Source organism: Pseudomonas sp. DSP3-2-3 (assembly GCF_049898225.1).
In the GTDB taxonomy this organism is placed as follows: Bacteria; Pseudomonadota; Gammaproteobacteria; order Pseudomonadales; family Pseudomonadaceae; genus Aquipseudomonas.
This window is the reverse complement of sequence record NZ_JAFCXH010000017.1, coordinates 95,473-118,933: the sequence shown is the minus strand read 5'-3', so window position 1 is coordinate 118,933 and position 23,461 is coordinate 95,473. Positions and strand designations below refer to the sequence as shown.

Below are 23,461 nucleotides of genomic sequence, written 5' to 3'. Positions count from 1 at the left end.
CGACCTCACATGTGCCCGACTTCGGCCGGCAACTCGTAGAAGCTGGCATGGCGGTAAACCTTGTCGTCCGACGGGTCGAACAGCGGGTCTTTTTCATCCGGCGACGAAGCGGTGATTAGCGCCGAGGGCACCACCCACAGGCTTACGCCTTCACTGCGGCGGGTGTACAGTTCGCGGGCGTTTTCGATCGCCATCGTGGTGTCGGCGGCATGCACGCTGCCGACATGCTTGTGGTTGAGGCCGTGCTTGCTGCGCACGAAGACTTCAAAAAGGGTCCATTCAGACATTTCAGTGACTCCACATCAGGGGGCCGATCAGGCGGCGTTCTTGTTCTGTTTTTTACGAGCGTGGGCGACCGCGGCTTCGCGGACCCAAGTACCGTCTTCAATGGCTTTGCGGCGGGTGGCGACGCGTTCCTGGTTGCACGGGCCGTTGCCCTTGAGCACTTCGTAGAACTCGCTCCACTGGATTTCGCCGAAGTCGTAATGGCCGCGCTCGGCGTTCCACTTCAGGTCCGGATCGGGGCAGGTGCAACCCAGCAGTTCCAGCTGCGGGATGGTTTGGTCGATGAAGCGCTGGCGCAGTTCGTCGTTGCTCTGGCGCTTGATTTTCCAGGCCATGGACTGGGCGCTGTTTGGCGAGTGTTCGTCGCTTGGACCGAACATCATCAGCGACGGCCACCACAGGCGATTGATCGCGTCCTGGACCATGTCTTTTTGCGCCTGATTGCCGTGGCGCATCATGGTCAGGAGAATTTCGTAACCCTGGCGCTGGTGAAAACTTTCTTCCTTGCAGATCCGCACCATGGCCCGGGAGTAGGGGCCGTAGGAGGTGCGCTGCAACACGACCTGATTGACGATCGCGGCGCCGTCCACCAGCCAGCCCACCGCGCCCATGTCGGCCCAGTTCAAGGTTGGGTAGTTGAAGATGCTGGAGTACTTGGCCTTGCCGCTGTGCAGTTTGGCGATTTCTTCATCGCGGTCGGCGCCCAAGGTTTCCATGGCGCTGTAGAGGTATAGGCCGTGGCCGGCTTCGTCCTGAATCTTCGCCATCAATTGCAGTTTGCGTTTGAGCGATGGCGCGCGGGTGACCCAGTTGCCTTCGGGCAGCATGCCGACGATTTCGGAGTGGGCGTGCTGGGAGATCTGCCGGATGAGGGTTTGGCGATAGGCATCGGGCATCCAGTTTTTGGCTTCGATCTTGATTTCTGAATCGATTTTTTCCTGGAAAGCGCGTTCCTGGTCGGACATCTCCGCCAGGTCTTTTATGCGCTTGACGCCGGTTTCAACGAGCTGTGCGTACATGGGGGGTCTCCCGCCGTGAATCTGTTTGATGGCATAGAGAACTTTATAAGCGATACGGAAATTAATATCAAACACAAAATAACGTGTCGCATGTGTTTTTGTATCGCTTTGGGATGAGTGGTTGTTTTTGGGGTGGGGTTATGTATGCGTATCCGTTTCTTCGGTAACGGCGGCCCTACGCCGCCGTCACCTAAGAAATGGATATACACCCAATACAAAATCCAAAAAAAACCCCGCCGAAGCGGGGCCATAAAGGGTGCAGCAGTCATCCTTTGGGACGCTTATCCATCACATGACAAGCCTTACCCTCAGACCGCTTGATCGAATGCATAGGCTGCAAAACAATCCGCGAACTGATCCCGATATACGTCTTGATATGCCGGCTCAACTCCGCACACACAGCCTTCTGCTGGTCATCCCCTAAATGCTGATGTTCAGCCTTAAGCTCCACATGCACATCAACGCTGTCCAGGTTGCCATTGCGATACAGATGAATCTCATAACACTCCGCAAGCTGTTTGGTTTTCAGCACCTGCTCCTCAATCTGCGTCGGAAACACGTTAACCCCGCGAATGATCAACATGTCATCACTGCGTCCAGTGATCTTGTCGATACGTCGCATCGGCCGCGCAGTGCCCGGCAACAGGCGAGTCAAATCGCGGGTGCGATAGCGGATCATCGGCAGCGCTTCTTTACTCAGCGACGTAAACACCAGCTCGCCCATCTGCCCGTCCGGCAGCACTTCACCCGTGACCGGATCGATGATTTCCGGGTAGAAGTGGTCTTCCCAGATCGTCGGCCCGTCCTTGGTTTCGGCGCATTCCATGGCGACGCCTGGCCCCATGATTTCCGATAGGCCGTAGATGTCCAGGGCGGTAATGCCCAGGCGATTTTCGATGGCGCTGCGCAGCTCGGCGGTCCAGGGTTCGGCGCCGAAGATGCCCAGGCGCAGCGCCAGTTTGTGCGGGTCGATGCCCTGACGCTCGATTTCATCGGCGATGTTGAGCATGTAGGACGGCGTGACCATGATGATGTCTGGCTGGAAGTCCTTGATCAGCTGCACTTGCTTTTCAGTCTGCCCGCCGGACATCGGAATCACCGTGCAACCCAGGCGTTCGGCACCGTAGTGGGCGCCGAGACCGCCGGTGAACAGGCCGTAACCATAGGAAATATGCACTTTGTCGCCACGTCGGCCACCCGCCGCGCGGATCGAGCGGGCGACCACGTTGGCCCAGGTTTCGATGTCGTTCTGGGTGTAGCCAACGACGGTCGGTTTGCCGGTGGTGCCGCTGGAAGCATGCAGGCGCACTACGTCATGCATCGGCACGGCGAACATGCCGTAGGGGTAGTTGTCGCGCAGGTCGGATTTAGTGGTGAAAGGAAACTTCGCCAAGTCTTCCAGCGACTGGATGTCATCCGGGTGCACACCCAACGCATCGAAGCGTTGACGGTACAGCGGCACGTTCTGATACGCGTGTTTAAGGCTCCAGCGCAGACGCTCCAGTTGGAGCTGGCGGAGTTCGTCGATGCTGGCGGTTTCAATCGGTTCCAGCACTGGATCTAGCACTGGATCTAGCACGGCTTTGGCAATTGGTATGTTCATAACTTCACTCGAATTATTTTTGTGTTTCAGCCCTTTCGCACAAGGGCTTAGAGTGCATGCCCCAAGGATACCTCTCTGCTCCCCGGGAATCGCGTTTCTTTAGTCGGACAGGCGCTCGATGATCAGCGCGATGCCCTGGCCAACGCCGATGCACATGGTGCACAAGGCGTAGCGACCCTGACGTTCTTCCAATTCATGCAGGGCGGTGGTCACCAGCCGTGCGCCGCTCATGCCCAGCGGATGACCGAGGGCAATGGCACCGCCGTTGGGATTGACCCGCGGGTCGGTGTCGCTCAGGCCGAGTTCGCGCAACACCGCTAGGCCCTGGGCGGCAAAGGCTTCGTTGAGTTCGATCACGTCCATGTCCGCCAGACTTAAGTTCGCCAGTTCCAGTACCTTGCGCGTCGCCGGCAGCGGGCCGATGCCCATGATCCGTGGTTCGACGCCCGCGGTGGCCATGGCGACGACCCGGCCGCGAGCCTTCAGGCCGTGGCGTTTGGCGACTTCCGGGCTGGCCAGCAACAGCGCGCAAGCGCCGTCGTTGACCCCGGACGCATTGCCGGCGGTGATGCTGCCACCTTCGCGAAACGGCGTGCCGAGCTTCTGCAACTGCTCAAGCGTGGTATCGCCGCGCGGGTGTTCGTCATGCTCGACGACTTTGCCCGGGCCTTTGCGCTGGGGGATTTCTACCGCGACGATTTCCTTGGCCAGGCGGCCGCTGGCCTGAGCCGTGCCGGCACGTTGCTGGCTGCGCAGGGCGAAGGCGTCCTGATCGGCGCGGGAGATGTTGAACTGCTCGGCGACGTTCTCGGCGGTCTCCGGCATGGAGTCGATGCCGTAGGCTTTTTTCATCAGTGGATTGACGAAACGCCAGCCGATGGTGGTGTCGTAGATGTGCGCATCGCGGGAAAACGCTTGCTCGGCCTTGCCCATCACCAGCGGTGCACGGGACATCGATTCGACACCGCCGACCAGCATCAACCCGGCCTCGCCACAGCGAATCGCCCGGGCGGCGGTGCCGATGGCATCCAGTCCGGAACCGCATAGACGGTTGAGCGTGGTGCCGGGCACGCTGACCGGCAATCCAGCCAGCAGCGCCGACATGCGCGCGACGTTGCGGTTGTCTTCGCCGGCTTGGTTGGCGCAGCCGTAGATCACGTCATCAACAGCATTCCAGTCGACTTGCGGGTGACGGCGCAGCAATTCGCGCAGCGGCACCGCGCCGAGGTCGTCGGCGCGCACGCTGCTCAAGGCTCCGGCGTAGCGGCCAATTGGGGTCCGCACCGCATCGATGATCAAGGCGTCATTCATTCGGGTTCTCCTGCGTCAGCACAGCGCCGCGCACTTTGTAGGATTTGCCATGGAACAGCGCGATGAGCTGGCCCAGTTGGTTTTCAATGCGTACGTCATAGTTGCCGGTGCGACCGCAACGGCTTTGCTCGATGCAGTCGGCATTCAAGGTGTCGCCCAAGCGCGCCGGGGCGATGTAGTCGATGCTGCAGCCGATAGCGACCGTGGCCTCGTTGTAGCTGTTGCAGGCAAAGGCAAACGCCGAGTCGGCGAGGGCAAACAGGTAACCGCCGTGGCAGGTGCCGTGGCCCTGAATCATGTCGGCGCGCACGCTCATGCCCACGCGGGCTGCACCTGGCGCCACCGAGAGCAGGCGCATGCCCATTGCCTGACTGGCGGCGTCGCGCTTGAACATTGTTTGCGCGCAGGTGCTGGCCAGGTTCATCGCTTCGTGGTTAGTCATGAAAATTTCTCCCTTCGGCGACCCGGCGGCGCAATAGCAGCGACGGCCGATAGCGTTCTTCGCCATAACTGGCTTGCAGGTTTTCCAACACCTTAAGGACATGCGAAAGCCCGATGGCATCGGCCCAGGCAAGGGGGCCTTGGGGGTAATTGACGCCGGCGCGCATCGCCAGGTCGATGTCGCTGGCTGAGGCGACGTCTTGTAACAAGGCGTCGGCGGCTTCGTTGGCGAGCATGACAACGGTGCGAAGTACGGCAAGGGCAGGGCTGTCGCTGAGTTGGCTGACTTTCAGGCCGGCCCGCTGCAGCAGAGCGACACCCTGTTGAAGGGCGATGTCATCAATGTTCTCGCAATAGCTGATAGCGATTCGACTGGACTGTGCGTAGTCGAACACCAGGTCCAAAAGGATCAGGTTGTGCAGGCCTTCTTCTTTGGCGCGTTGGCAGGCCATGCGCCCGTCGCTCAGTGCCAGTACGGCGTCACCGACCCGCAGCAATCCGCGGCCATCGCGCTGGATGACGTCGATGCCTTGCTCGCGCAAGCGTGAAATCAGAGGTTGTGCTATGCCCAGGTTGCCTTCCGCGACACACGTTTCAACGGGCCGCTTGCTAATGATTGTAGCGGGCTGCGGACGCTCGGCAGCTTCGCCGTAGCTGTAAAAGCCTTGGCCGCTTTTTCGTCCCAGGCGCCCGGCGTCCACCAGTTCTTTTTGAATAAGCGAGGGCTGAAAGCGGTTATCACCGTAATAGGCATCAAACACCGAGCAGGTCACGGCATAGTTGACGTCATGGCCAATCAAGTCAGTCAATTCGAACGCGCCCATGGCGAAGCCGCCGGCATCGCGCATCAGCGCATCCAGTGTCGGATGATCGGCGGCACCCTCCTGAAGCAAGCGCAGGCTCTCGGCATAGAATGGTCGGGCCACGCGGTTGACGATAAAGCCTGGCGTCGAGCGGGTATGCACCGGTTTTTTGCCCCAGGCCCTGGCGGTGTCGTACAGGCAGGCCGCCAGGGCTGGATCGCTGGCCAGGCCGGAGACGATTTCCACCAGCGCCATAACGGGTGCCGGGTTGAAGAAGTGCAGGCCGAGCAGGCGTTGCGGATGGCGCAGTTGCGCGGCGATGCTGGTAATCGACAGTGACGAGGTGTTGCTGGCCAGGATGCAGTGCTCGCCGCAAATGTCTTCCAGCTGCCGGAACAGGGCACGTTTGACCTCAAGGTTCTCGACGATAGCTTCGATAATCAGTGCGCAATCGGCTAGGGCTTCGATGTCTTGCACGGCTTGCAGGCGAGCAAGGGTCGCGCTGCGGGATTCGGCGGACAGCTTGCCGTTCTCGACGCGTTTACCCAACTGTCGGTCGATGCCATCGATGGCCTGGGCGGCGGCGTCCGGACGATTGTCCAGCAACATAACCGAATGGCCGGCCTGTGCCGCGACCTGGGCAATGCCGGCGCCCATGGCGCCGGCGCCGATCACCGCGATGCGCGCGTTGGTGTTCAATGCAGTCATGACTCAGCGCCCCTTGAAGCTTGGGTTGCGTTTCTCCATGAAGGCGCTGACGCCCTCACGGTAATCCTCGCTGCGCCCGGCCAGGCGTTGCAGGTCTTTTTCCAGCTCCAGCTGTTCGTCAAAGGTGTTGCTCAGGCTGGCGTTCAGGCTGCGCTTGATCAGCGCCAGACCGTAGGTCGGTTGCGTGGCCAGGTGGCGGGCGAGCGTCAGGGCTTCGTTGCGCAGTTCGGCATCGTCGACGACCCGGTAGATCAATCCCCATTGCTCGGCCTGCTCCGCCGTCAGGCGATTACCGAGCAAGGCAAGCGCCTTGGCGCGGGCCATGCCGACCAGGCGCGGCAGCGTCCAGGTGCCGCCGGAGTCGGGAATCAGGCCGATTTTGCAGAAGGCTTGAATGAAACTCGCCGAGCGTGCGGCCAGGACCAGGTCGCAGACCAGGGGAATGTTGGCGCCCGCGCCGGCCGCCACGCCGTTGACCGCGCAGATCACCGGCAGTGGCAGGTCGCGAAGTTGGCGGATCAGCGGGTTATAGAACTTCTCAATGGATTCGCCAAGATCCGGCACAGCACTGTCCGGCGCGACATTGCGGTCGCTGAGGTCTTGCCCGGCGCAAAAGCCGCGCCCTTCACCGGTCAGCAACAGGACGCGCACGTCCGGGTTCTGTCGGACCTGTTTCAACGCTTCCTTCACTTCGCCATGCATTTGCGCATTGAAGCTGTTGAGCTGGTCCGGTCGATTGAGGCTGAGCAGGGCGACGCCGGCCTCGATGGAAAACAGGATGTGTTCGTAGTTCATGGTCATGGCGCTCTCTGAGAGGTCGTTCGAATCAGTGACTGATGGCCGGGTTACTGGCCGGTGAAGGTCGGCGTGCGCTTTTCCTGAAAGGCCCGGATGCCTTCATCACGATCGCCGGTGCCGGCCAGCACGGTGAAGGCGTGGCGTTCGAAGCGCAGGCCGCTGGCCAGGTCGGTGTCCATCGCCTTGAGCAGCGCTTCCTTGGCCAGACGCACGGCCAGCGGTGCTTTGCCGGCAATGCCGCGGGCGATTTGCAGGGCGCGTTCGACGGTGAATTCCGGTTGGGTCACTTCACTGACCAGGCCGGCACGTTGGGCCTGGCGGGCGTCGATCGCCTCGCCGGTCAGGACCATCTGCATGGCCATGGATTTACCGACGGCGCGCAGCAGGCGTTGGGTGCCACCGGCGCCGGGCATGATCCCGAGATTGATTTCCGGCTGGCCGAAGCGGGCGTCTTCACCGGCAATGATGATGTCGGCGTGCATCGCCAGTTCGCAGCCACCGCCGAGGGCGAAGCCGTTGACGGCGGCGATCAGCGGTTTGTTGAAGCGGGTGATGGTCTGCCACGACGCCTGGCGTGGGTCGTCGAGAATGCCGACCAGATTGCGTTCGGCCATTTCCTTGATGTCGGCGCCGGCCGCGAAGGCTTTGCGGCTGCCGGTCAGGACTACGGCGCGGGTGTCGGGATCGGCTTGCGCAGCGTTGAGCTCGTCCGCCAGTTCACCGAGCAGTTCGGTGGTCAGGGCGTTCAGCGCTTGTGGGCGCTGCAGGGTAATCAGGCGGACGCCCGGCTCGATGAACTCGACAGCAAGAGTTAGAGGCATGGCGGATGCTCTCACGGTGCACGCTCGGCTGTAATGCCGGCTCATTATTGGATCGGCTCGGTGGGCCGGTTTTGCCTGAGTATACCTATAACGTGATACGTAAATACAATAGTCAAAGTGATTTAATGTGTCTTATTGATGGCTGGTGTGCGTTTTTATGGCGGTCTTATGAGGAGGGTGGTGACCAGATAATCGCCAGTTTTATTGGTTTCAATGGCTTAGATAGACGCATCGCTGGGCCTTCTTCAAGCGTCGGGATTAAGTGATACGGTTTTCTGTCTTTGTGCTGGTAAGAGCGATGTGATACAAGATGACTCCATATCGGCATCGCTTTGTAAATAGACCCGGCATTGCGCTTAAAGGAACGTCCCATGACTTGCTACAGCCTCGATGGCTTGACCCCGGTGGTTGATCCCACTGCTTACGTTCATCCGTCGGCCGTCCTGATCGGTGACGTGATTGTCGGCCCCCATTGCTACGTCGGGCCGCTGGCCAGTCTGCGCGGGGACTTTGGGCGGATCGTGCTGGAAGAGGGCGCCAATCTGCAGGACACCTGCGTGATGCACGGTTTTCCAGACAGCGACACCGTGGTCGAGCGCAACGGCCATATTGGTCATGGTGCGGTGTTGCACGGTTGCCGGATCGGCGCCGATGCGCTGGTGGGCATGAATGCGGTGGTGATGGATAACGCGCGCATTGGCCCTCGCTCATTTGTTTCGGCAGCGGCCTTCGTCAAGGCCGGATTCGAATGCCCCGAGCAGTCACTGGTGATGGGCGCGCCGGCCAGCGTCAAGCGCAGCCTCAGTGATGAGGAGGTGTCGTGGAAGCAGGCGGGCACCCGCGAATATCAGCAACTGGCCAAGCGCTGCCTTGAGCAGATGCAGGTCTGCGAACCGCTGACCGAGCCGGAACCCGATCGCCCACGGATCAGCGATAGCGGTTTGCGGCCCAAGGGGGCGGTGGCGCTATGAGCATGCAGCGCAATAGCACGGTGGTCACGCGGGCCGGTCGCCGGGTATATTTCAGCCTTTTTTCCTGTCTGGTACGCCCATGTCGTCCCTTGCTCCGTTGAATTCTCTTATCATACGCTTTCAGGAGCAGACGCCGATCCGCGCCAGCTCGTTGATCATCACTTTGTACGGGGATGCCATTGAACCCCACGGCGGTACAGTCTGGCTAGGCAGTCTGATCCAGTTGCTCGAGCCTATCGGTATCAACGAACGGCTGATCCGTACCTCGATCTTTCGCCTGACCAAGGAAGGCTGGCTGACCGCCGAGAAAGTCGGTCGCCGTAGCTACTACAGCCTGACCGGCGCTGGTCGGCGCCGCTTCGACAAGGCCTTCAAGCGGGTGTACAGCTCCACAGTGCCGGCCTGGGACGGTTCCTGGTGTCTGGTGATGCTCTCTCAGTTGACGCAGGAAAAGCGCAAGCAAGTGCGTGAAGAACTGGAGTGGCAAGGTTTTGGTGCAATTTCGCCGGTAGTACTGGCTTGCCCACGCAGCGACCGAGCTGACGTCAACGCGACCTTGCTCGACTTGGGGGCTCAGGAAGAGACCATCGTTTTTGAAACCACCGCCCAGGATGTGTTGGCGTCCAAAGCGCTGCGCATGCAGGTGCGCGAGAGTTGGAGCATTGAGGAATTGGCGGCCCACTACAGTGAGTTCATTCAGTTGTTTCGCCCGCTCTGGCAAGCTCTTCGCGAGCAAGAGAATTTGCAGCCTTCGGACTGCTTCCTGGCGCGAGTCCTGCTTATTCATGAATATCGAAAGTTGCTGCTGCGCGACCCGCAGTTACCCGATGAGCTATTACCCGGGGACTGGGAAGGGCGTGCGGCACGGCAGCTGTGCCGCAATATTTACCGGTTGATCTACACCAAGGCCGAAGAGTGGCTGAACAGTGCACTGGAAACGGCCGACGGCCCGCTGCCGGACGTCGGTGAAAGTTTCTATCGGCGTTTTGGCGGGCTTAAATAGCCTGCCATCGTTCAGGGAGTAATCGCTGTTCAGCGAGATCCGAAGCGTCCCGATTTATCGTGGATTGGCGTAGAAAATAAAAATAAGCCTGCGTGAGGCCTGACATGATTTCTACAACTGCACATCGCCGTGATGGGTTTGATCAGTGGATCCATCAGATCAATCAGATCTGCGGCGCCTTCAACGCACAAACCCTCGGCGCTGAGTTTTCCGGCCAGATCCGGGAATACCAAAGCGGTGCGCTGAAGCTCAGTTTTGTCGATGCCTGCCAGGCTCGGCTGTACCGCACACCGCTGGAAGTCGCCGCTGGTGAAGGGGGGAAATACTTTGCGGTATTCCAGCTCGATGGCACCGCCGGTATGGCCCAGGGCGACAATCGGGTATCACTGTCAGCCGGTGATATCACGCTGATTGACGCTTCACGCCCCAGCGACTTCACCTACAGCGAGAACTCGCGGCAGTTGTCGCTGATTCTGCCGTACCCGTTGGTTGAGCAGACCCTGCGCTTCAATCAAGTCAAGTGCGGTCATCGGATTGCTGCGACTTCACCGATCGCGGTGCTTTCTCGCCACCTGATACTGGATGCCACTCGCCAGAAAAACCTGAGCCAGCAGGAAAGCGAAGCGACCCTGTTGGCCGTTGTCAGCCTGCTGCGCCCGGCTATCGGCTATACAGAAGACTGCAGTGATTTGCATGAACGGATCTTTCGCAAAACTCTCGACTACATTGACGATCATATCCGTTCGGAAGACCTCTGCCCTGAATGGCTGGCGCGGGAAGTCGGCATGTCAACCCGTGGGCTCTATCGGATGTTTGCCAAGAAGGGGCTGGTGGTCGCGCGCTACATCAAGAATCGCCGACTGGATTTGTGCGCTGAATCCCTGCGCCAGTCGGGCATGGAGCAGAAGTTGTCGGTACTGGGTTACTCGTGGGGGTTCTCCGATTCGAGCTACTTCTCCACGGCGTTCAAATCCCGCTTCGGGATTTCTCCTGGGGAATACCGCAAGCAACACGCTTGATTGCAGTGATGGTCGCTGAACGATTGCTGTGGCATTCGGGGAATGGGCTTTAAATACGTACGAAAAAGGAGGCTCCTCAGGAGCCCCCTTTTTAGTGCCTTGTTTATTTCGGTGCGTTCAAGTTCAAAGTGGGCGTTTCATCGAAGAAATTCCAGGGTTTCAACAGTACATGAACCCATTCGGTTGGCATGATTGGCCACTCTTCGGCCCGGGCGATGTGAGTGGTGCCGGTGGTCAGCCAGACAACATCATCGGTATTTTCGATGGACTGGTTATCGTGGGTGAACTGCCCTAACCCAGCGTCTTTGTCTGAACGATTAGGGTACTTACCTTCTGGGTACTTCTCTTCAGGATTGTAGCGAGTCACCCAGAGTTGCTTGTCCATGAAGCTCAGGCGGTGATAGAGCCATTCGTCCTTGCCGAAGTTGGCGCCTTTGGCTACCGGGTGCGTACCGCCGGCATAAGGAATCAGTTGGTAGGAAACCGGGTTGCCGACTTTGTTTTCCTTGCTGAAGTTGGTCAGCAGGCGGACGGTCGAGGGGTCGAATTTCTGTGCAGCCTGCTGTTCGGTGCCGACCACTTGTTGCTCGGTCTGCATCGTACTGGTCCGCGGCCCGCCACGGTCGTTCGCGGCAACCACCGGGTTCACTTCAACCAGTGAGTTGTTTTCACCGTCAACATCCATATCCAGACGGAAGTTGTAGATGTGCTGGTGGGTGGTGCCGACGATGTTGTGGTCCAGCAGGGTGCCGTAGCGGGTGTCTTCCTTGGCCGTGGCCTCATGCATGGTTTTGGATTTCACACCCTTGACCGCTTCGATCCCGGTGGCACCGGCATCGATGCCAATGGTGCCGTTTTGCTGGAAGACCCAGTCGAAGATGTAGTCGTAGTTGCCGACGGTGCTGATCCAGCGCACCACCAGTTCACGACGCTCAGTGCTGAGGTTGGGCTGGCCCATCTCCTGGTGTTTGTACTCCGGGCCGGCGTAGCGCTCGAACACCGCCATCGCGCGCGGGATCGAAGTCGGTGCGCCGGTGTAGTCGGCAATCGTCGCGTCCAGCAGCACGGCGTTTTCCGGAGCGTCCTTGCCGCGCGCGATTGGCGAGGTCAAGGTGCCCATGCCGTAATCGCCCGAGTCTAGATAGGCCTTGAAGTACCAGCCGCCATCGGGGTCGCCGTAAGGCACGATCATGCCGCCCAGCGAGCCCTCGTACATAATCTTGCGTTTCTTGCCCTTGTCGTCATAGGTGACTGTGGACAGGATCGGGCCGACCCGCGAATCGAGGCGAACATGAAAGTCCCAGTTCTGCCAATGAATACTGTTGCCGGTAATGGTGTAGTTTTTCCCCTCGGGCTCAATGATTTCCAGCGGCTTGATCTCCGTGCCTTTGCGGCCACGCCCGTCATAGGGTGTTGGCTTCATCGGGACCGGGATGATCGCCTCGTCTTCGATCTTGATCAGCTTCTTTTGCTCAAGATCGACAATCGCGACCAGGCCCTCGATCGGATGCGCCCAGTAGTTGCCGTCATCGGTGTTGAGGTAACTGACGATTTTCAGCAGTCGTTTATCTTGCGCCAGACCGTCTTTGCCATCGAAGTAACCGACGGTCAATGGGGTGGCCACGACCTTTTTGACGTCGGTGATGCCGCGCTTGACCAGTGCTTGCGCGTATTCCGGGCTCGATTCAATGGCAGACTGCACAGTAGCGAAGTCATCCAGCAAGACCATGCCGTGAGCGCCTTCGACGGGTTTCCAGGACTTGAGTGTCTTGCTGTCGAGATCGACCAGACCCTCGATCACATGCTTGCCATCGAGCACCACGATATTGGCCTGGCGAGGTTGGGTTACGTTCTGGCCGGTGTAGACGAAATTCCAGACCTGATCCTTGGGTGGCTCATTGACGGAAACTTCGGTGAAACGAAAGCCAGGCTTGTAGTTGGCGGAATTCTTGACGACATCCACCGCCGCCTTGATTTCGTCGGCGCTCAGCGGGTTGAGCGGGTTAGGGCGGGTCTCGACGACAAAGGTCTTGTCCAGGCCGGACTGGAATACCTGGTTGATGAAGTCCTTGGACATGAACGCGGTCTTGTCTTTGAACACCACCGGTACCGACAGCTCCAGCCGCTTGCCGTTAAACATGGCCACCTTGCTGTCCGGTTTGACCTTGAGGTAGACACCGTCCTTGGCAATGACAAACAGGTTGGCATAGTTGTCCCAATTGACCGTGGCGCCAAACTCCTCAAGGGTCGATTGTAGAGGTACCATTTCGGCAGCTGCCCCGTGGGCATTGGCATTGGATATCCAGCAAGGCAACCCGAGCGTGCCCAAGGTAATGGCCAGCGCGAGTCGGGCAAGCGGTTTTGTTTTTAGCAACGCAACGGACGTGAACATTTCTGAATTCCTTGAGACGAGCCGGGGACAGGCACACCTGCACTTTGCTACAGCTGGTGGATAGCTTCTTTTTGATTCTTGCCAGAAACCTTTTGCTCTGTGCCTAAATCAATTTTTCCCGACTGGCGACTCATCGAACGTGTGAGTAGTCGGGACTGGAGGGAAGGTAAAGGTCACTGACCCACTCATAGCCACCGAGCCATCTGAATTCAAATTGGCAGGGATAGAAACCTGTCTGGCACAGACGAAAAGTCAAACGAGCAATGGCTGAATTAGTCTCTAGCTGAGAGCGCTGTTACTCATAACGTGTCGTTGGTGAGTATTACAGTGGGCCGTTGTTTCCAATCATCAGCGCGAGGCAAGGATCATGAATTATAGTAATAAGGTCGCGACCCTGGACAGTGTCAACGCCTTCTTGAAGCAACGCCGTGGTTTGTACATCGATGGCGGTTGGGTAAGCGCGCAGTCCACCAGCACCTTGCCGGTCTACGATCCTTCAACGGGCCTTCAGATTGCCTCCACCGCCGACGCCAATGAGTTCGATGTAGAACGTGCTGTGAAGTCGGCCCATGAAGCTTTTCTTTCTGGCGTATGGTCTCGCCGTCTACCCGCAGAGCGCGAACGTATTTTGCTGCGCTATGCCGACTTACTCGAACAGCATGCGGAAGAACTGGCTCAGTTGGAAACCCTGGAGCAAGGCAAATCGATTGCTGTTTCGCGGGCCTTTGAGGTGGGCTGCACCTTGAACTGGATGCGCTATACAGCAGGGCTGACCACCAAAATCTCGGGGCGTACGCTGGACCTGTCGATCCCTGTTCCCGTCGGGGCTCGATATACCGCGTACACGCGCAAAGAACCCATTGGAGTGGTAGCCGGGATTATTCCCTGGAATTTCCCGCTAATGATTGGCATGTGGAAGGTGATGCCAGCGCTGGCGGCCGGCTGCTCGATCGTGATCAAACCCTCAGAGATCACTCCCTTGACGTTGATGCGCATGGCCGAACTAGCCACAGAAGCGGGTGTTCCTCCGGGGGTATTTAATCTGGTGACAGGCAGCGGCAGCGTGTGCGGTAAAATCCTGACCACCCACCCATTGATCAGCAAAATTAGTTTTACCGGCTCGACCGCCACGGGTAAGGGTATTGCCCGCAGCGCCGTGGACCGGCTGACCCGAATTACTCTTGAGCTGGGTGGCAAGAATCCGGCCATCGTACTCAAGGACGCCGACCCGAAGCAGGTGGTAGAAGGGTTAATGATGGCCAGTTTTCTGAATCAGGGTCAGGTATGTGCCGCAAGTTCACGCATTTACATAGAAGCCCCTCTTTTCGACCAGTTGGTGGGCGATTTCGAGCTGGCGGTCAAAGGGCTTTCGATTGGGGCGGGCATGGATCCATCCTCTCAAATCAACCCGGTCGCCTCTAAAGCACATCAACTGAAAATCGAGTCCTACCTGTCAGAGGCTCGCACCCACAATGCTGAGCTGATCAGCGGCGCAATGGTGCCGAACAATGAAGGCTTTTATGTCTCGCCTACATTGGTCATCAATCCCGATGATAGGCTGTCGCTGACCCGCGACGAAGTGTTTGGTCCTGTAGTAACCCTGACGCGGGTTGCTAATGTTGAAGAAGCGCTAAGCAAGGCCAACGATACCGAATACGGGCTCACGGCCAGTTTATGGACCAGTAGTTTGTCGGCCGCCATGGACCTGACACCACGTATTGAGGCCGGTACGGTATGGGTCAACAGCCACACGCTTATTGATGCGAACATGCCTTTCGGTGGTTTCAAGCAGTCTGGTAATGGACGAGATTTCGGTGTCGATTGGCTCGATGCTTTTACTGAAACCAAATCTATTTGCATACGGCATTGAGCCTTCATGACTAACGGTGGTTCACAATCTGATCGTTGTGAACCATTGGTCGTCGTTTCCCTGGCTTGGGTGTTCTTGGGTATTGGGAAGATATTGCCCCAGGCAGAGTATATGTTGGGGATTGGTCTCAATCCGACGTCGACTTGCAAAACGATTACAAGATTCAAGAATTCTCAAATGCTTTTTTCAATGCCGGGCGGTATCACGTTGTCGCAGACCTTTGTCATGGATAAATACGTCATAGCAGCAAAGCTTCCCGCTCTGCCTCGTCATTCCGTGTTCGGCAGTCCGGAAACCCACCTGATTAATCGATTGGGACGACACCTCTGTGTCGTGCCGTGTCGATTACTAACGCTGTCACTGCAAGAGATGACGGCGTTCAAGGTTATCGGTTAAACCTTTTTTACATTCGGATCATGAGTGCTGCCTCGATCGCATCACTTTTATATTCGTGAGAGGAGCTTGCTCGTTAAGGTCAGAGGTTCGATCGCTATCAGCAAATGTCGAAGTTGACGCTGCCATGCAGCTTGTCACTATCCATTTCCGGCACAATCTTCAGGCGGTTGCTGGCGCGGAATGAAACTTGCTGAGCCTCAACCTGTAAGCCTTGAGTGCGGACAGGATTTTCCAATGAACAATAATAATGTCTTGGTACAAGCAACCTCCGGATTCTCGACGGGACCGGCCTCTCATCTTCATCGAGTGCAAACCAGCGACATTGATGAACATGCCCACAATTTGAGTGGTTGGCGGATAGAGTACGACCAGTTGAGTCCCGGTCGCTTCCAGGGCGAGTTAATCGAGTTTCGTTCTGACTGGTTGCAACTCGTCCGCGACCGCTCTAATCAGGCCATGACCAAAAAAGGTGCAGCCAGGGAGGGCACGGTTACCTTCAGTGTGCCTTTGAGTCGTCAGGGGGATGTCCATTGTTCCGGGCATCTGATTCGTGAGCCAAGTGTGCTTGTGGCACACGGCGACAACCTGCCTGAGATACGTATTCCACAGATCATGGATGTGCTGATTGTGGCTATCGAGGAGCGGGCTCTTGAGCATGTGCAGGGGTGCCAGGGGAGTCGTTTTCGGATTACTGATTTTCCCACCTGTTACCGGCTCGGTGACTCCACAGTGGATGGCGAACTTAAAGTATTACTCGATGAGCTACAGGAGGGCGGCCAGAGTGGGGATTTCCTGTTGGGATATGAGTCGATTCGCCGTGGTATTCGCGATACGGTGATGTTGCATTTACTTGACGTTGTTGAGCTTGATCAAACGCCACCGCTCAACCCCACTGCGCGTAAACGGATGGTTGACCGGGCTCGTGAGTTTGCCCTGAGCCACCTTGACGAGCCGTTCTCGATCCTCGATCTATGCAACGGCATAGGAGCCAGCCGACGCAAGCTTCAGTATTGTTTTCAGGAAACCCTGGGGATTAATCCTGTGGCTTATTTACGGGCTCTGCGCCTTAATGCTGCGCGCCGTGAATTGCGAGATAGCACGTCTTCGCTCTCTGTGCAGAAGGTCGCTGCACGTTGGGGATTCTGGCATTTGAGTCGGTTTTGCGCTGATTATCGGGCTATGTTCGGCGAGCTGCCTTCGCAGACCCTACATCGCTGAAATCTTTGCCAATATCGGATAACTCTCGCTCGCCCCCGCTCTCTAGGATGCCTCCTACACCAATATCTGCGAGCCAACCTCCTATGACGACTTCTCAAAATACTGATGCGGATCTAATTTTTTTCAATGGCGCCATCTACACGATGAACGCTGATTACCCATGGGCCGACGCGCTGGCAATACGTGACGGTCGCCTGATTGCCGTGGGAAGCGAGGCCGCTGCTCGTGCAGCCGTGTCGTCCCGGGCACGAGTCATCGATCTCCAGGGGCGGATGGTCATGCCCGGTATCATCGACGTGCATAACCATTTTCTGTTTGCCGGACGCGCAGAGCTATATGAAACGGGTTTTCCTCCCAACCTCTCACTTCAACAGGTGCTTGAGCAGGTTCGTCAGGCCGCTATGAAGCAGCCGCCCGATGGCTGGGTAGTCGGCGGTATCTGGGGCAGCGGCCTGCTCGGCGAGTTGACGTTGGAGGCCCGTAAATCCTTGGATGAGGCTGCTGGCGGCCGGCCGGTAATGCTTAGGGACGACTCGCACCACAATCGCTGGGCCAGTTCCGTTGCCTTGCGTCTCGCCGGCATCGATGCCGCCACGCCGAATCCGCTCAACGGTGAGATCGTTCGCGATCCTGCCACTGGCGAGCCGACGGGCCTGCTGCTGGAGGCGGCCTCAGCGTTGGTCGAGGCCGCCGTGGGCAATGCTCTCGCATCATCGCCGCAACTTGACATTGATGCCGGCGCGCATGCATTGCGTCGACTCAATGCTTGCGGCATTACAGGGTTTCAGGAAGCACTCACATCGCGTCCGGTGATGGATGCCATCAAGGCGCTTGCCGATTCAGAGCAGTTGACGGCGTGGGTCGTAGGTTCACTGCCCGTCGTAGAGGCGGCACTCGCGCCGGGAGAATGGGGCGAAACCTTGTTCGCGCTACGTGATAGCTATCGCAGCCGTCATTTTCGCCCCGATGCCGGCAAGATCTTCCTTGACGGTGTGCCGACCACGCGTACCTCGGCAATGCTGGAACCCTATCTACCCGATGCCCTTCACGCCTGCTGCTTTCGCGGCGCGACCCTGCTGAGTGTGCCGCAGTTGGCGCGTGCGTTATCCGACTGCGAGGGGCAGGGTATCGCTGTGAAAATCCACTGCACAGGGGATGGCGCCGTACGGGCTGCACTTGACGCCATTGAGGTTGTGCGCAGCTTCAACGGGCTCGGGTTGATGCATCAGATTGCCCACGCGAGTTTTATACATCCGGACGATATACCGCGCTTCGCCGAGCTCAACGTGGCCGCAGATTTGTCGCCCATGATTTGGTTTCCGGGCATCTTCATTGAAGCGATTCGTGCGACCGTGCCGCTGGAGAGGGTAGAGCACTATTGGCCAAATCGTGACCTTCACGAGTCGGGTGCGCTGATTGCTGGTGGCTCGGACTGGCCGGTGACCCCGGATCCGAGTCCCTGGACCGGGATTCAGGGCATGGTCACCCGACGCGATCCCAGCGGGCGGTTTCCCGGGGCGCTTTGGCCCGAACAGGCGCTTGATCTGGCCACGGTGTTGCGCGCCTACACACTTAACCCGGCGCGAGCGATGGGCATCGCAGACGAGACCGGCTCAATCGAGGTTGGCAAATCCGCTGACTTGATCGTTCTCGACCGTCATTTGTTCTACATCCCGGTCGACGAGCTGGCTGCGACTCGCGTTCTGGCGACCTGGTTCGAAGGCCGTATCGTGTATGAGCAGACGCCATGAAGGACATTGTCGATTCACGCATACCTGTGACGTTGTTGACCGGTTTTCTCGGTAGCGGAAAAACCACCGTGCTGAATCACCTGCTGCAGCTTCCCGAGTTGGGGAACACGGCGGTCATCATCAATGAGTTCGGAGAGATAGGGATCGATCACCTGCTAGTCGAAGAGGTGAGTGAAAATTTGCGAATACTAAACAGCGGTTGCCTGTGCTGCACGGTACGCGGTGACTTGGTCGATACACTCCTGGAGCTCAACGCCAGGCGTGAGCGAAAGGAAATCACCGAGTTCACTCGGGTTGTCATCGAAACCACTGGTCTGGCCGATCCAGCGCCAGTGCTGCATACCCTGATGGTCGACCCTGACATCATCAGCCGATATCGTCTTCACTGCGTTGTGACTACCGTAGATGCTGTCAACGGCATGGGCACTCTTGATCGTCATACCGAAGCGGTGAAGCAGGCTGCGGTGGCTGATTGTCTACTGCTGACCAAGACTGACCTGGTTGCTGGCGAGGTAGTCGACACCCTGAGTGCGCGTTTGCGGGCCCTCAATCTAACTGCCCCGATGCGATATGTGGTCGATGGAAATGTCAGTCCGGACGATGTGCTGGGAGCCGAAGAGTACGACCCATTACGCAAATCGGCTGACGTCAGCGCTTGGCTGTCGAATGAGAAATTCAGTGATGGTCATCACCATCACGGGCATCATCATGACGTGAACCGTCATGGTGATCGTATAAGGGCTCATTGTATTGTGCTGGATGAGCCGGTAGAGGAGGCGGCCTTTTTCCATTGGCTGGACCTGATGGCATCCATGCGCGGCGAATCTATGCTACGTGTGAAAGGTCTTGTGCATCTGGTTGAGTATCCTGAAGAACCGTTGGTCATACACGGAGTGCAGCACATATTTCATTCACCGCAGAAATTGCCATCATGGCCTTCGGCTGACCGGCGCACGCGTATCGTCTTCATCACGGAAGACATCGACTATGCCGATATCGTTCGGACCTTTCAAAAGTTCGTAGGTGTGCACCCGATCATTCCTCAGCATCTCTGATTTCCTGGAACGCAACTCCCTGGCTGTTGCATTCTTGCCAGGGAATTGGTCGAGAAGTAAAGGGCTTTCACGCGTCCATGCGATGCGACAGTGGCGTGGCAGGCAGATGAAGGAACACGACCCCCAAGCGAAGAGACCAGGCCATAATCGAGACTGTCGATTCAAGCGCCCACGAGCAGCGGCAGGCCGGTGGTCAGAGCGGCGGCGAAGGGCATCTGCCAACGCCTGCCACTAGGGGGTGATAGTTAACAACAGGCGTAGTTGTTCTCCCAGTAGACGCCATCCCCTGGGGCTAGCGGCGATTGAAAGATGCTCAGGCTCGCGGTTCTCACCAATGCTCAGTATTCAACGTCCGCTCAGGACCAACGACCTCTCACTACCAGCCCCAGCAATTCTCGATGTCCGCTGACTCCCACCTTTCGATAGAGCCGTTTGATGTAGGTAGCGGCGCTAGAGCGCTGGATGCCCATCAGGGGCGCGATATCTTCAGCCCCAAGACCACAAAGTAAATACTTAAGTAGTTCACGGTCCCGACGAGTCAGTTCAGGATAGAGCAACTCGACGCGTTGACTTAGTAAGGACGGCATCTGATTGGCTTCGATAAAAGCGCGATAGTGCAATCGCGTGACTTGAATCAGTAACGGCGCAACCGACTCGATAAATTCAATTTCGCGCTGATTGAAGTTGCCGTGCTCGCGACCTCGATAGAAGTTGATCGACAGCCAGGCCCCGCCCTCGTCCTGATGATTGAGCAAGGCCATGCGCTGGGAGATTTTCGGTTGTTCGTAGCAGATCCGCCGATAGTCGCGATGGGTGATGTCTTCAGCTGACTGAAGCTGAGCCAGGATTCGCGCGCCGCCGTATTTTGCCCGGTGACCGAGCATCGCTTGGCGGTTGCCGTCCAGGCTGTGAAAACGCTCGACGTAGTCCCGGGAGATACGCGATATCTGCACTAGTCTTGCCTGATCGGAACACGACAACACCTGCGGCTCCTGGCCTTTTCGCTGGCGCTCAGTGCGGCCATTGGGTTCTAAACGGATGGGCTGAAACGCTTAATTTACTAGCTATCCGTCCGCAGCCTTAGAGATAATCTTTCGCAGCGTCAGCAGGGCAAGTGCGCTAACAGCCTTACAGATCATCTTGCAGGTGTTTATGATTCCCCCCGATCAAGCCCCCCAAAAGTCACTTTTTTTTTCTTGGCCTGTCGTTTGGTCTGGTGCTGAGTCTGAGTCTGAGTACCACGCTGGTGTTGATCTGGCTTCCTGACCAGACCCTGGCCCACAGTTATGCTGAACTGGCACTGATCGTTCAAACGCTTTTTCTGGGTAGTCTTTGCGTTTCCACACTCCACCGCCAGAAGCAGTCGGAGGCGCAGTTCAACGAATTGATTGCACGGAAAAACCAGATCAGATTCTTGAACGCACGTATCACCAACCTGATCAATGCAGCGACCCAGGTGGCGGTCGTCACCACCGACCCCGAAGGCCGGATAAAGCTGTTCAGCGACGGTGCCCAGGCCTTGTTCGGCTTCAGCCGTGAAGAGGTGCTGGGGCGCAATAACGTCGAATTGCTCTACGTTCAGGAAGACATCGCTACCCGTCGTACCTGCGCCGCTCCGACGTTTCAGGCCCTGACCGACAAACAACTGATCGGCCAACTCGCCCTCGATGACATGGGATCCAGCAAAGCCATGGAGTGGCATTATCAGCGCAAGGACGGTAGCCGGTTCACCGGCGAACTGCGCCACGCCCGATTTAATGACGCCAGTAGCGGCGAGGTCGAACACATCAGCGTGATCATCGACGTCAGCGAGCGTATCGAGTTGCTCAACCGGATCAAGGAAAGCAAAGCACTGTTGACGCTGCTGACCCAACGCATCCCCAACGTGCTCTACCAGTACCACTTGCGGCCACCGGGCGACGGTTACTTTTCATTTTGCAGCCCCAGCGTCGAATACGTTTTCGAGCTCAAGGCCGAAGCGGTCATCGGTGTCAATTTCGCCGGCAGTCCACTGTTCCAGCGCCTGCACCCCGAGGACCTGCCTTTGATCAGGGCGGTCACGGCTCAATCGGTAGAAACCGGCGAGGGCTGGACCTGCGATTTTCGCGTGTTGCTGCCGGTCAAAGGTCTGCGCTGGTTGCGCGGACAGTCCTACGCCGAGCGTCAGCCGGACCAGACATTCGTCTGGTATGGCTCGTTCAGTGACATCACCGAGCTCAAGGATCGCGAAGAAAAACTGCGAACCCAGGCCATCACCGATGAGTTGACCGGCATTTATAACCGTCGTCACTTCATGAGTTCGCTGGAGCATCTGGTGGACACCGGCAAACGTTACGCCGCCGGTTTTTCGTTGATCATGCTCGACCTCGATCACTTCAAATCCATCAATGACCGGTTCGGCCATGAGGTGGGTGATTCTGTACTCAAGCAAACCTGCACATTGATCCGCCAACGCTTGCGCGCCAGCGACGTGTTTTGCCGGATCGGTGGTGAAGAATTGGCTATCCTTTGCCCGTTCACGTCACAGGAAAGCGCCGAACAATTGGCCATCGTGTTGTGCCAGTCCCTGGCCAATCACGAGATCGCAGTCGCAGGCCGCGTCACCGCCAGTTTCGGTGTCGCCACCTGGACGGTAGACCTCAGCACCAAAGAATTGCTGCGCCGTGCCGACTTGGCCAGTTACAGCGCCAAACAGAATGGGCGCAACCGGGTTGTCAGCGCTTAGCATCGTCAAATTGTCTGAATACTGGTTAGCATGGCCTGACTATGCCGCCAGCCCTGATCACCCCCAGAACAGTAACAGTCCGGCGAACTCCATGAGCAACAGGCCAGTCGACTAAAGCATCTGGTGGACAGCTTGCGTACTTAAGTTGAAGGCATCGAAAGATGCCGATTATTTACAGATTTTACTGCTTGGGGGCAGTCTTGATCTCGGGCGAAAAGACTACGGATTTTTAGCTAAAGAGGCGACGGCCACGTGGGCCGTCGCAAGAGCGTTAAACTGAATGCAGTCGTCCTCTCACTACGTAATCCGGCGTACTGCTGCGGTCACATCGGATTAGAAGGAAAGGCTGGTTTACGGTGCATTTTATCTCAGATATTTCGCTTCCAGATCGCGCATTTGCGTATCGCCTTGCAGGGCGATGATATCTTTGACGGAGGGCAGGGCCTCATCCACATTCTGGATGCCTCCTTGCGCTCTAATCTGTGCGAACACGTTGCGCATTGCGCCGACGGCAGCCCTTATCGCATGGTTCCCGTAAATCACGATACCCACCTTGCCCAATGCGGCGATATCTGCTTCGGTCAATTGAGGATAGGCTGTTGGCACCAATAACAAAGGCACGGACCCGTTCCATGCATCGATAAACGCGAGCACTTCATCAGGTGTCTTCTGCTTTGAATGGATCAGGATTGCATCGGCGCCAGCCTCTACGTAGGCTTCGGCACGTCTGATGGCTTCTGCCTGCCCTTGGCCCGCAATCAGCGCCTCGGTGCGGGCAATCACCACAAAGTCCTTGTCGCGGCGAGCACCGACGGCAGCTGCTACTTTCCCCTGAAACTCTTCGATTCTGACTAGCTCCTGGCGGCCATCGGCTCGCAAGCTCGTGTCTTTGGGAAAAGTCTTATCCTCCATGACGATTGCGGAGGCGCCGGCCGCCTCGTACTGCGGGACGACATAGCTGACGTTGACGGCGTTGCCGAACCCGGTGTCGATGTCGGCAATCAGTGGAATAGAAACAACAGACGCGATTGCCCTCATCATTTCAAGGTGCGTGCCTGCGAACAGGATGTTGGCATCGGGTACGGCGTAGCTTGCGGAAAGTTCAAAGCCGCTCCCCCAGATGCCCGCAAATCCAGCCTCTTCAGCCAACTTCGCCGCCAGCGGGTTGTGGGCGGCCATCGCCGTGAAGAGCTTGCCAGTGGCAAGGGCGCTACGAAGGGTTTGATTCTTGGTCATGGTCAAAACTCGGCATAAAAAAATAGGTCGTGTGCT

General features: G+C 57.7%; 20 protein-coding genes. 9 read left to right on the top strand and 11 right to left on the bottom strand.

Translation table 11 applies throughout. The features are described from left to right. Nucleotides 1–5: 5 nt before the first annotated feature. The 8 genes from paaB to paaF form a co-directional block, all read right to left on the bottom strand. A complete protein-coding gene (gene paaB / locus ACP7E4_RS19735; RefSeq protein ID WP_007943393.1) occupies nt 6–287 on the bottom strand; it encodes a 1,2-phenylacetyl-CoA epoxidase subunit PaaB in 282 nt (93 codons plus the stop codon). Between the two features lie 27 nt (nt 288–314). After that, nucleotides 315–1,304 carry a 1,2-phenylacetyl-CoA epoxidase subunit PaaA gene (paaA, locus tag ACP7E4_RS19730; RefSeq protein ID WP_426117205.1) on the bottom strand — a complete coding sequence of 330 codons (990 nt, stop codon included), beginning with the start codon at nt 1,302–1,304 and terminating at the stop codon, nt 315–317. A 265-nt stretch (nt 1,305–1,569) separates the two neighbouring features. Beyond that, nucleotides 1,570–2,907 (bottom strand): phenylacetate--CoA ligase PaaK, encoded by a 1,338-nt coding sequence (paaK, locus tag ACP7E4_RS19725; RefSeq protein ID WP_426117203.1) that lies wholly within the window; start codon nt 2,905–2,907, stop codon nt 1,570–1,572. A 99-nt stretch (nt 2,908–3,006) separates the two neighbouring features. Then, nucleotides 3,007–4,218, bottom strand: coding sequence for a 3-oxoadipyl-CoA thiolase (gene pcaF / locus ACP7E4_RS19720; RefSeq protein ID WP_426117201.1), 1,212 nt, complete (start codon nt 4,216–4,218; stop codon nt 3,007–3,009). Continuing rightward, nucleotides 4,211–4,660: a hydroxyphenylacetyl-CoA thioesterase PaaI gene (gene paaI, locus ACP7E4_RS19715; protein WP_426117199.1), complete on the bottom strand. Its 450-nt coding sequence runs from the start codon at nt 4,658–4,660 to the stop codon at nt 4,211–4,213. The genes pcaF and paaI overlap by 8 nt, the downstream gene beginning before the upstream one ends. Then, nucleotides 4,653–6,170, bottom strand: a complete 1,518-nt coding sequence (paaH, locus tag ACP7E4_RS19710) for a 3-hydroxyacyl-CoA dehydrogenase PaaH (protein ID WP_426117197.1) — start codon at nt 6,168–6,170, stop codon at nt 4,653–4,655. The genes paaI and paaH overlap by 8 nt, the downstream gene beginning before the upstream one ends. Before the next feature lie 3 nt (nt 6,171–6,173). Next, nucleotides 6,174–6,965 (bottom strand): 2-(1,2-epoxy-1,2-dihydrophenyl)acetyl-CoA isomerase PaaG, encoded by a 792-nt coding sequence (paaG, locus tag ACP7E4_RS19705; protein WP_426117252.1) that lies wholly within the window; start codon nt 6,963–6,965, stop codon nt 6,174–6,176. A gap of 50 nt (nt 6,966–7,015) precedes the next feature. Beyond that, nucleotides 7,016–7,789 carry a 2,3-dehydroadipyl-CoA hydratase PaaF gene (paaF, locus tag ACP7E4_RS19700; protein WP_426117195.1) on the bottom strand — a complete coding sequence of 258 codons (774 nt, stop codon included), beginning with the start codon at nt 7,787–7,789 and terminating at the stop codon, nt 7,016–7,018. Between the two features lie 371 nt (nt 7,790–8,160). Here paaF and paaY point away from each other — a divergent pair, with 371 nt between their 5' ends. The 3 genes from paaY (at nt 8,161) to feaR (ending at nt 10,782) form a co-directional block, all read left to right on the top strand. Then, nucleotides 8,161–8,760, top strand: coding sequence for a phenylacetic acid degradation protein PaaY (paaY, locus tag ACP7E4_RS19695; protein ID WP_426117193.1), 600 nt, complete (start codon nt 8,161–8,163; stop codon nt 8,758–8,760). A 79-nt stretch (nt 8,761–8,839) separates the two neighbouring features. Next, on the top strand, nt 8,840–9,763 hold the full coding sequence (paaX, locus tag ACP7E4_RS19690) for a phenylacetic acid degradation operon negative regulatory protein PaaX (protein WP_426117191.1): 924 nt from the start codon (nt 8,840–8,842) through the stop codon (nt 9,761–9,763). A 104-nt stretch (nt 9,764–9,867) separates the two neighbouring features. After that, nucleotides 9,868–10,782: a transcriptional regulator FeaR gene (gene feaR / locus ACP7E4_RS19685; protein ID WP_426117189.1), complete on the top strand. Its 915-nt coding sequence runs from the start codon at nt 9,868–9,870 to the stop codon at nt 10,780–10,782. A gap of 103 nt (nt 10,783–10,885) precedes the next feature. Here feaR and tynA read toward each other — a convergent pair whose 3' ends face one another. After that, nucleotides 10,886–13,174, bottom strand: coding sequence for a primary-amine oxidase (gene tynA / locus ACP7E4_RS19680; RefSeq protein WP_426117187.1), 2,289 nt, complete (start codon nt 13,172–13,174; stop codon nt 10,886–10,888). Nucleotides 13,175–13,541: 367 nt separating this feature from the next. Here tynA and ACP7E4_RS19675 point away from each other — a divergent pair, with 367 nt between their 5' ends. From ACP7E4_RS19675 to ACP7E4_RS19655, 5 genes are all read left to right on the top strand, one after another. Then, the gene (locus ACP7E4_RS19675) at nt 13,542–15,044 is read left to right on the top strand and encodes an aldehyde dehydrogenase family protein (protein ID WP_426117185.1); all 1,503 of its coding nucleotides are present in this window, start codon (nt 13,542–13,544) and stop codon (nt 15,042–15,044) included. A gap of 6 nt (nt 15,045–15,050) precedes the next feature. After that, the gene (locus tag ACP7E4_RS19670; protein ID WP_426117183.1) at nt 15,051–15,440 is read left to right on the top strand and encodes a hypothetical protein; all 390 of its coding nucleotides are present in this window, start codon (nt 15,051–15,053) and stop codon (nt 15,438–15,440) included. Between the two features lie 234 nt (nt 15,441–15,674). Further along, nucleotides 15,675–16,658 carry a helix-turn-helix domain-containing protein gene (locus tag ACP7E4_RS19665; RefSeq protein WP_426117181.1) on the top strand — a complete coding sequence of 328 codons (984 nt, stop codon included), beginning with the start codon at nt 15,675–15,677 and terminating at the stop codon, nt 16,656–16,658. Between the two features lie 143 nt (nt 16,659–16,801). Then, a complete protein-coding gene (locus ACP7E4_RS19660; protein ID WP_426117179.1) occupies nt 16,802–18,409 on the top strand; it encodes an amidohydrolase in 1,608 nt (535 codons plus the stop codon). Beyond that, nucleotides 18,406–19,464, top strand: a complete 1,059-nt coding sequence (locus tag ACP7E4_RS19655; RefSeq protein WP_426117177.1) for a CobW family GTP-binding protein — start codon at nt 18,406–18,408, stop codon at nt 19,462–19,464. Before ACP7E4_RS19660 ends, ACP7E4_RS19655 begins: the two co-directional genes overlap by 4 nt. Nucleotides 19,465–19,820: 356 nt before the next feature. Here the strand turns inward: ACP7E4_RS19655 and ACP7E4_RS19650 are convergent, their stop codons facing one another. Then, entirely contained in the window at nt 19,821–20,417 is a 597-nt protein-coding gene (locus ACP7E4_RS19650) for a helix-turn-helix transcriptional regulator (RefSeq protein WP_426117175.1), read from the bottom strand. A gap of 461 nt (nt 20,418–20,878) precedes the next feature. Between ACP7E4_RS19650 and ACP7E4_RS19645 the strand changes: the two genes are divergently transcribed. Further along, nucleotides 20,879–22,189: a sensor domain-containing diguanylate cyclase gene (locus ACP7E4_RS19645; RefSeq protein ID WP_426117173.1), complete on the top strand. Its 1,311-nt coding sequence runs from the start codon at nt 20,879–20,881 to the stop codon at nt 22,187–22,189. Between the two features lie 363 nt (nt 22,190–22,552). On the opposite strand, the gene ACP7E4_RS19640 is transcribed toward ACP7E4_RS19645, so the two are convergent. Next, on the bottom strand, nt 22,553–23,425 hold the full coding sequence (locus ACP7E4_RS19640; RefSeq protein WP_426117171.1) for a phosphonopyruvate hydrolase: 873 nt from the start codon (nt 23,423–23,425) through the stop codon (nt 22,553–22,555). Nucleotides 23,426–23,461 lie beyond the last annotated feature (36 nt).

Bases quoted from the DNA above. Each gene is read 5' to 3' on its own strand.
- paaB (WP_007943393.1), bottom strand. From the start codon at position 287: ATGTCTGAATGGACCCTTTTTGAAGTCTTCGTGCGCAGCAAGCACGGC.
- paaA (WP_426117205.1), bottom strand. From the start codon at position 1,304: ATGTACGCACAGCTCGTTGAAACCGGCGTCAAGCGCATAAAAGACCTG.
- paaK (WP_426117203.1), bottom strand. From the start codon at position 2,907: ATGAACATACCAATTGCCAAAGCCGTGCTAGATCCAGTGCTAGATCCA.
- pcaF (WP_426117201.1), bottom strand. From the start codon at position 4,218: ATGAATGACGCCTTGATCATCGATGCGGTGCGGACCCCAATTGGCCGC.
- paaI (WP_426117199.1), bottom strand. From the start codon at position 4,660: ATGACTAACCACGAAGCGATGAACCTGGCCAGCACCTGCGCGCAAACA.
- paaH (WP_426117197.1), bottom strand. From the start codon at position 6,170: ATGACTGCATTGAACACCAACGCGCGCATCGCGGTGATCGGCGCCGGC.
- paaG (WP_426117252.1), bottom strand. From the start codon at position 6,965: ATGAACTACGAACACATCCTGTTTTCCATCGAGGCCGGCGTCGCCCTG.
- paaF (WP_426117195.1), bottom strand. From the start codon at position 7,789: ATGCCTCTAACTCTTGCTGTCGAGTTCATCGAGCCGGGCGTCCGCCTG.
- paaY (WP_426117193.1), top strand. From the start codon at position 8,161: ATGACTTGCTACAGCCTCGATGGCTTGACCCCGGTGGTTGATCCCACT.
- paaX (WP_426117191.1), top strand. From the start codon at position 8,840: ATGTCGTCCCTTGCTCCGTTGAATTCTCTTATCATACGCTTTCAGGAG.
- feaR (WP_426117189.1), top strand. From the start codon at position 9,868: ATGATTTCTACAACTGCACATCGCCGTGATGGGTTTGATCAGTGGATC.
- tynA (WP_426117187.1), bottom strand. From the start codon at position 13,174: ATGTTCACGTCCGTTGCGTTGCTAAAAACAAAACCGCTTGCCCGACTC.
- ACP7E4_RS19675 (WP_426117185.1), top strand. From the start codon at position 13,542: ATGAATTATAGTAATAAGGTCGCGACCCTGGACAGTGTCAACGCCTTC.
- ACP7E4_RS19670 (WP_426117183.1), top strand. From the start codon at position 15,051: ATGACTAACGGTGGTTCACAATCTGATCGTTGTGAACCATTGGTCGTC.
- ACP7E4_RS19665 (WP_426117181.1), top strand. From the start codon at position 15,675: ATGAACAATAATAATGTCTTGGTACAAGCAACCTCCGGATTCTCGACG.
- ACP7E4_RS19660 (WP_426117179.1), top strand. From the start codon at position 16,802: ATGAACGCTGATTACCCATGGGCCGACGCGCTGGCAATACGTGACGGT.
- ACP7E4_RS19655 (WP_426117177.1), top strand. From the start codon at position 18,406: ATGAAGGACATTGTCGATTCACGCATACCTGTGACGTTGTTGACCGGT.
- ACP7E4_RS19640 (WP_426117171.1), bottom strand. From the start codon at position 23,425: ATGACCAAGAATCAAACCCTTCGTAGCGCCCTTGCCACTGGCAAGCTC.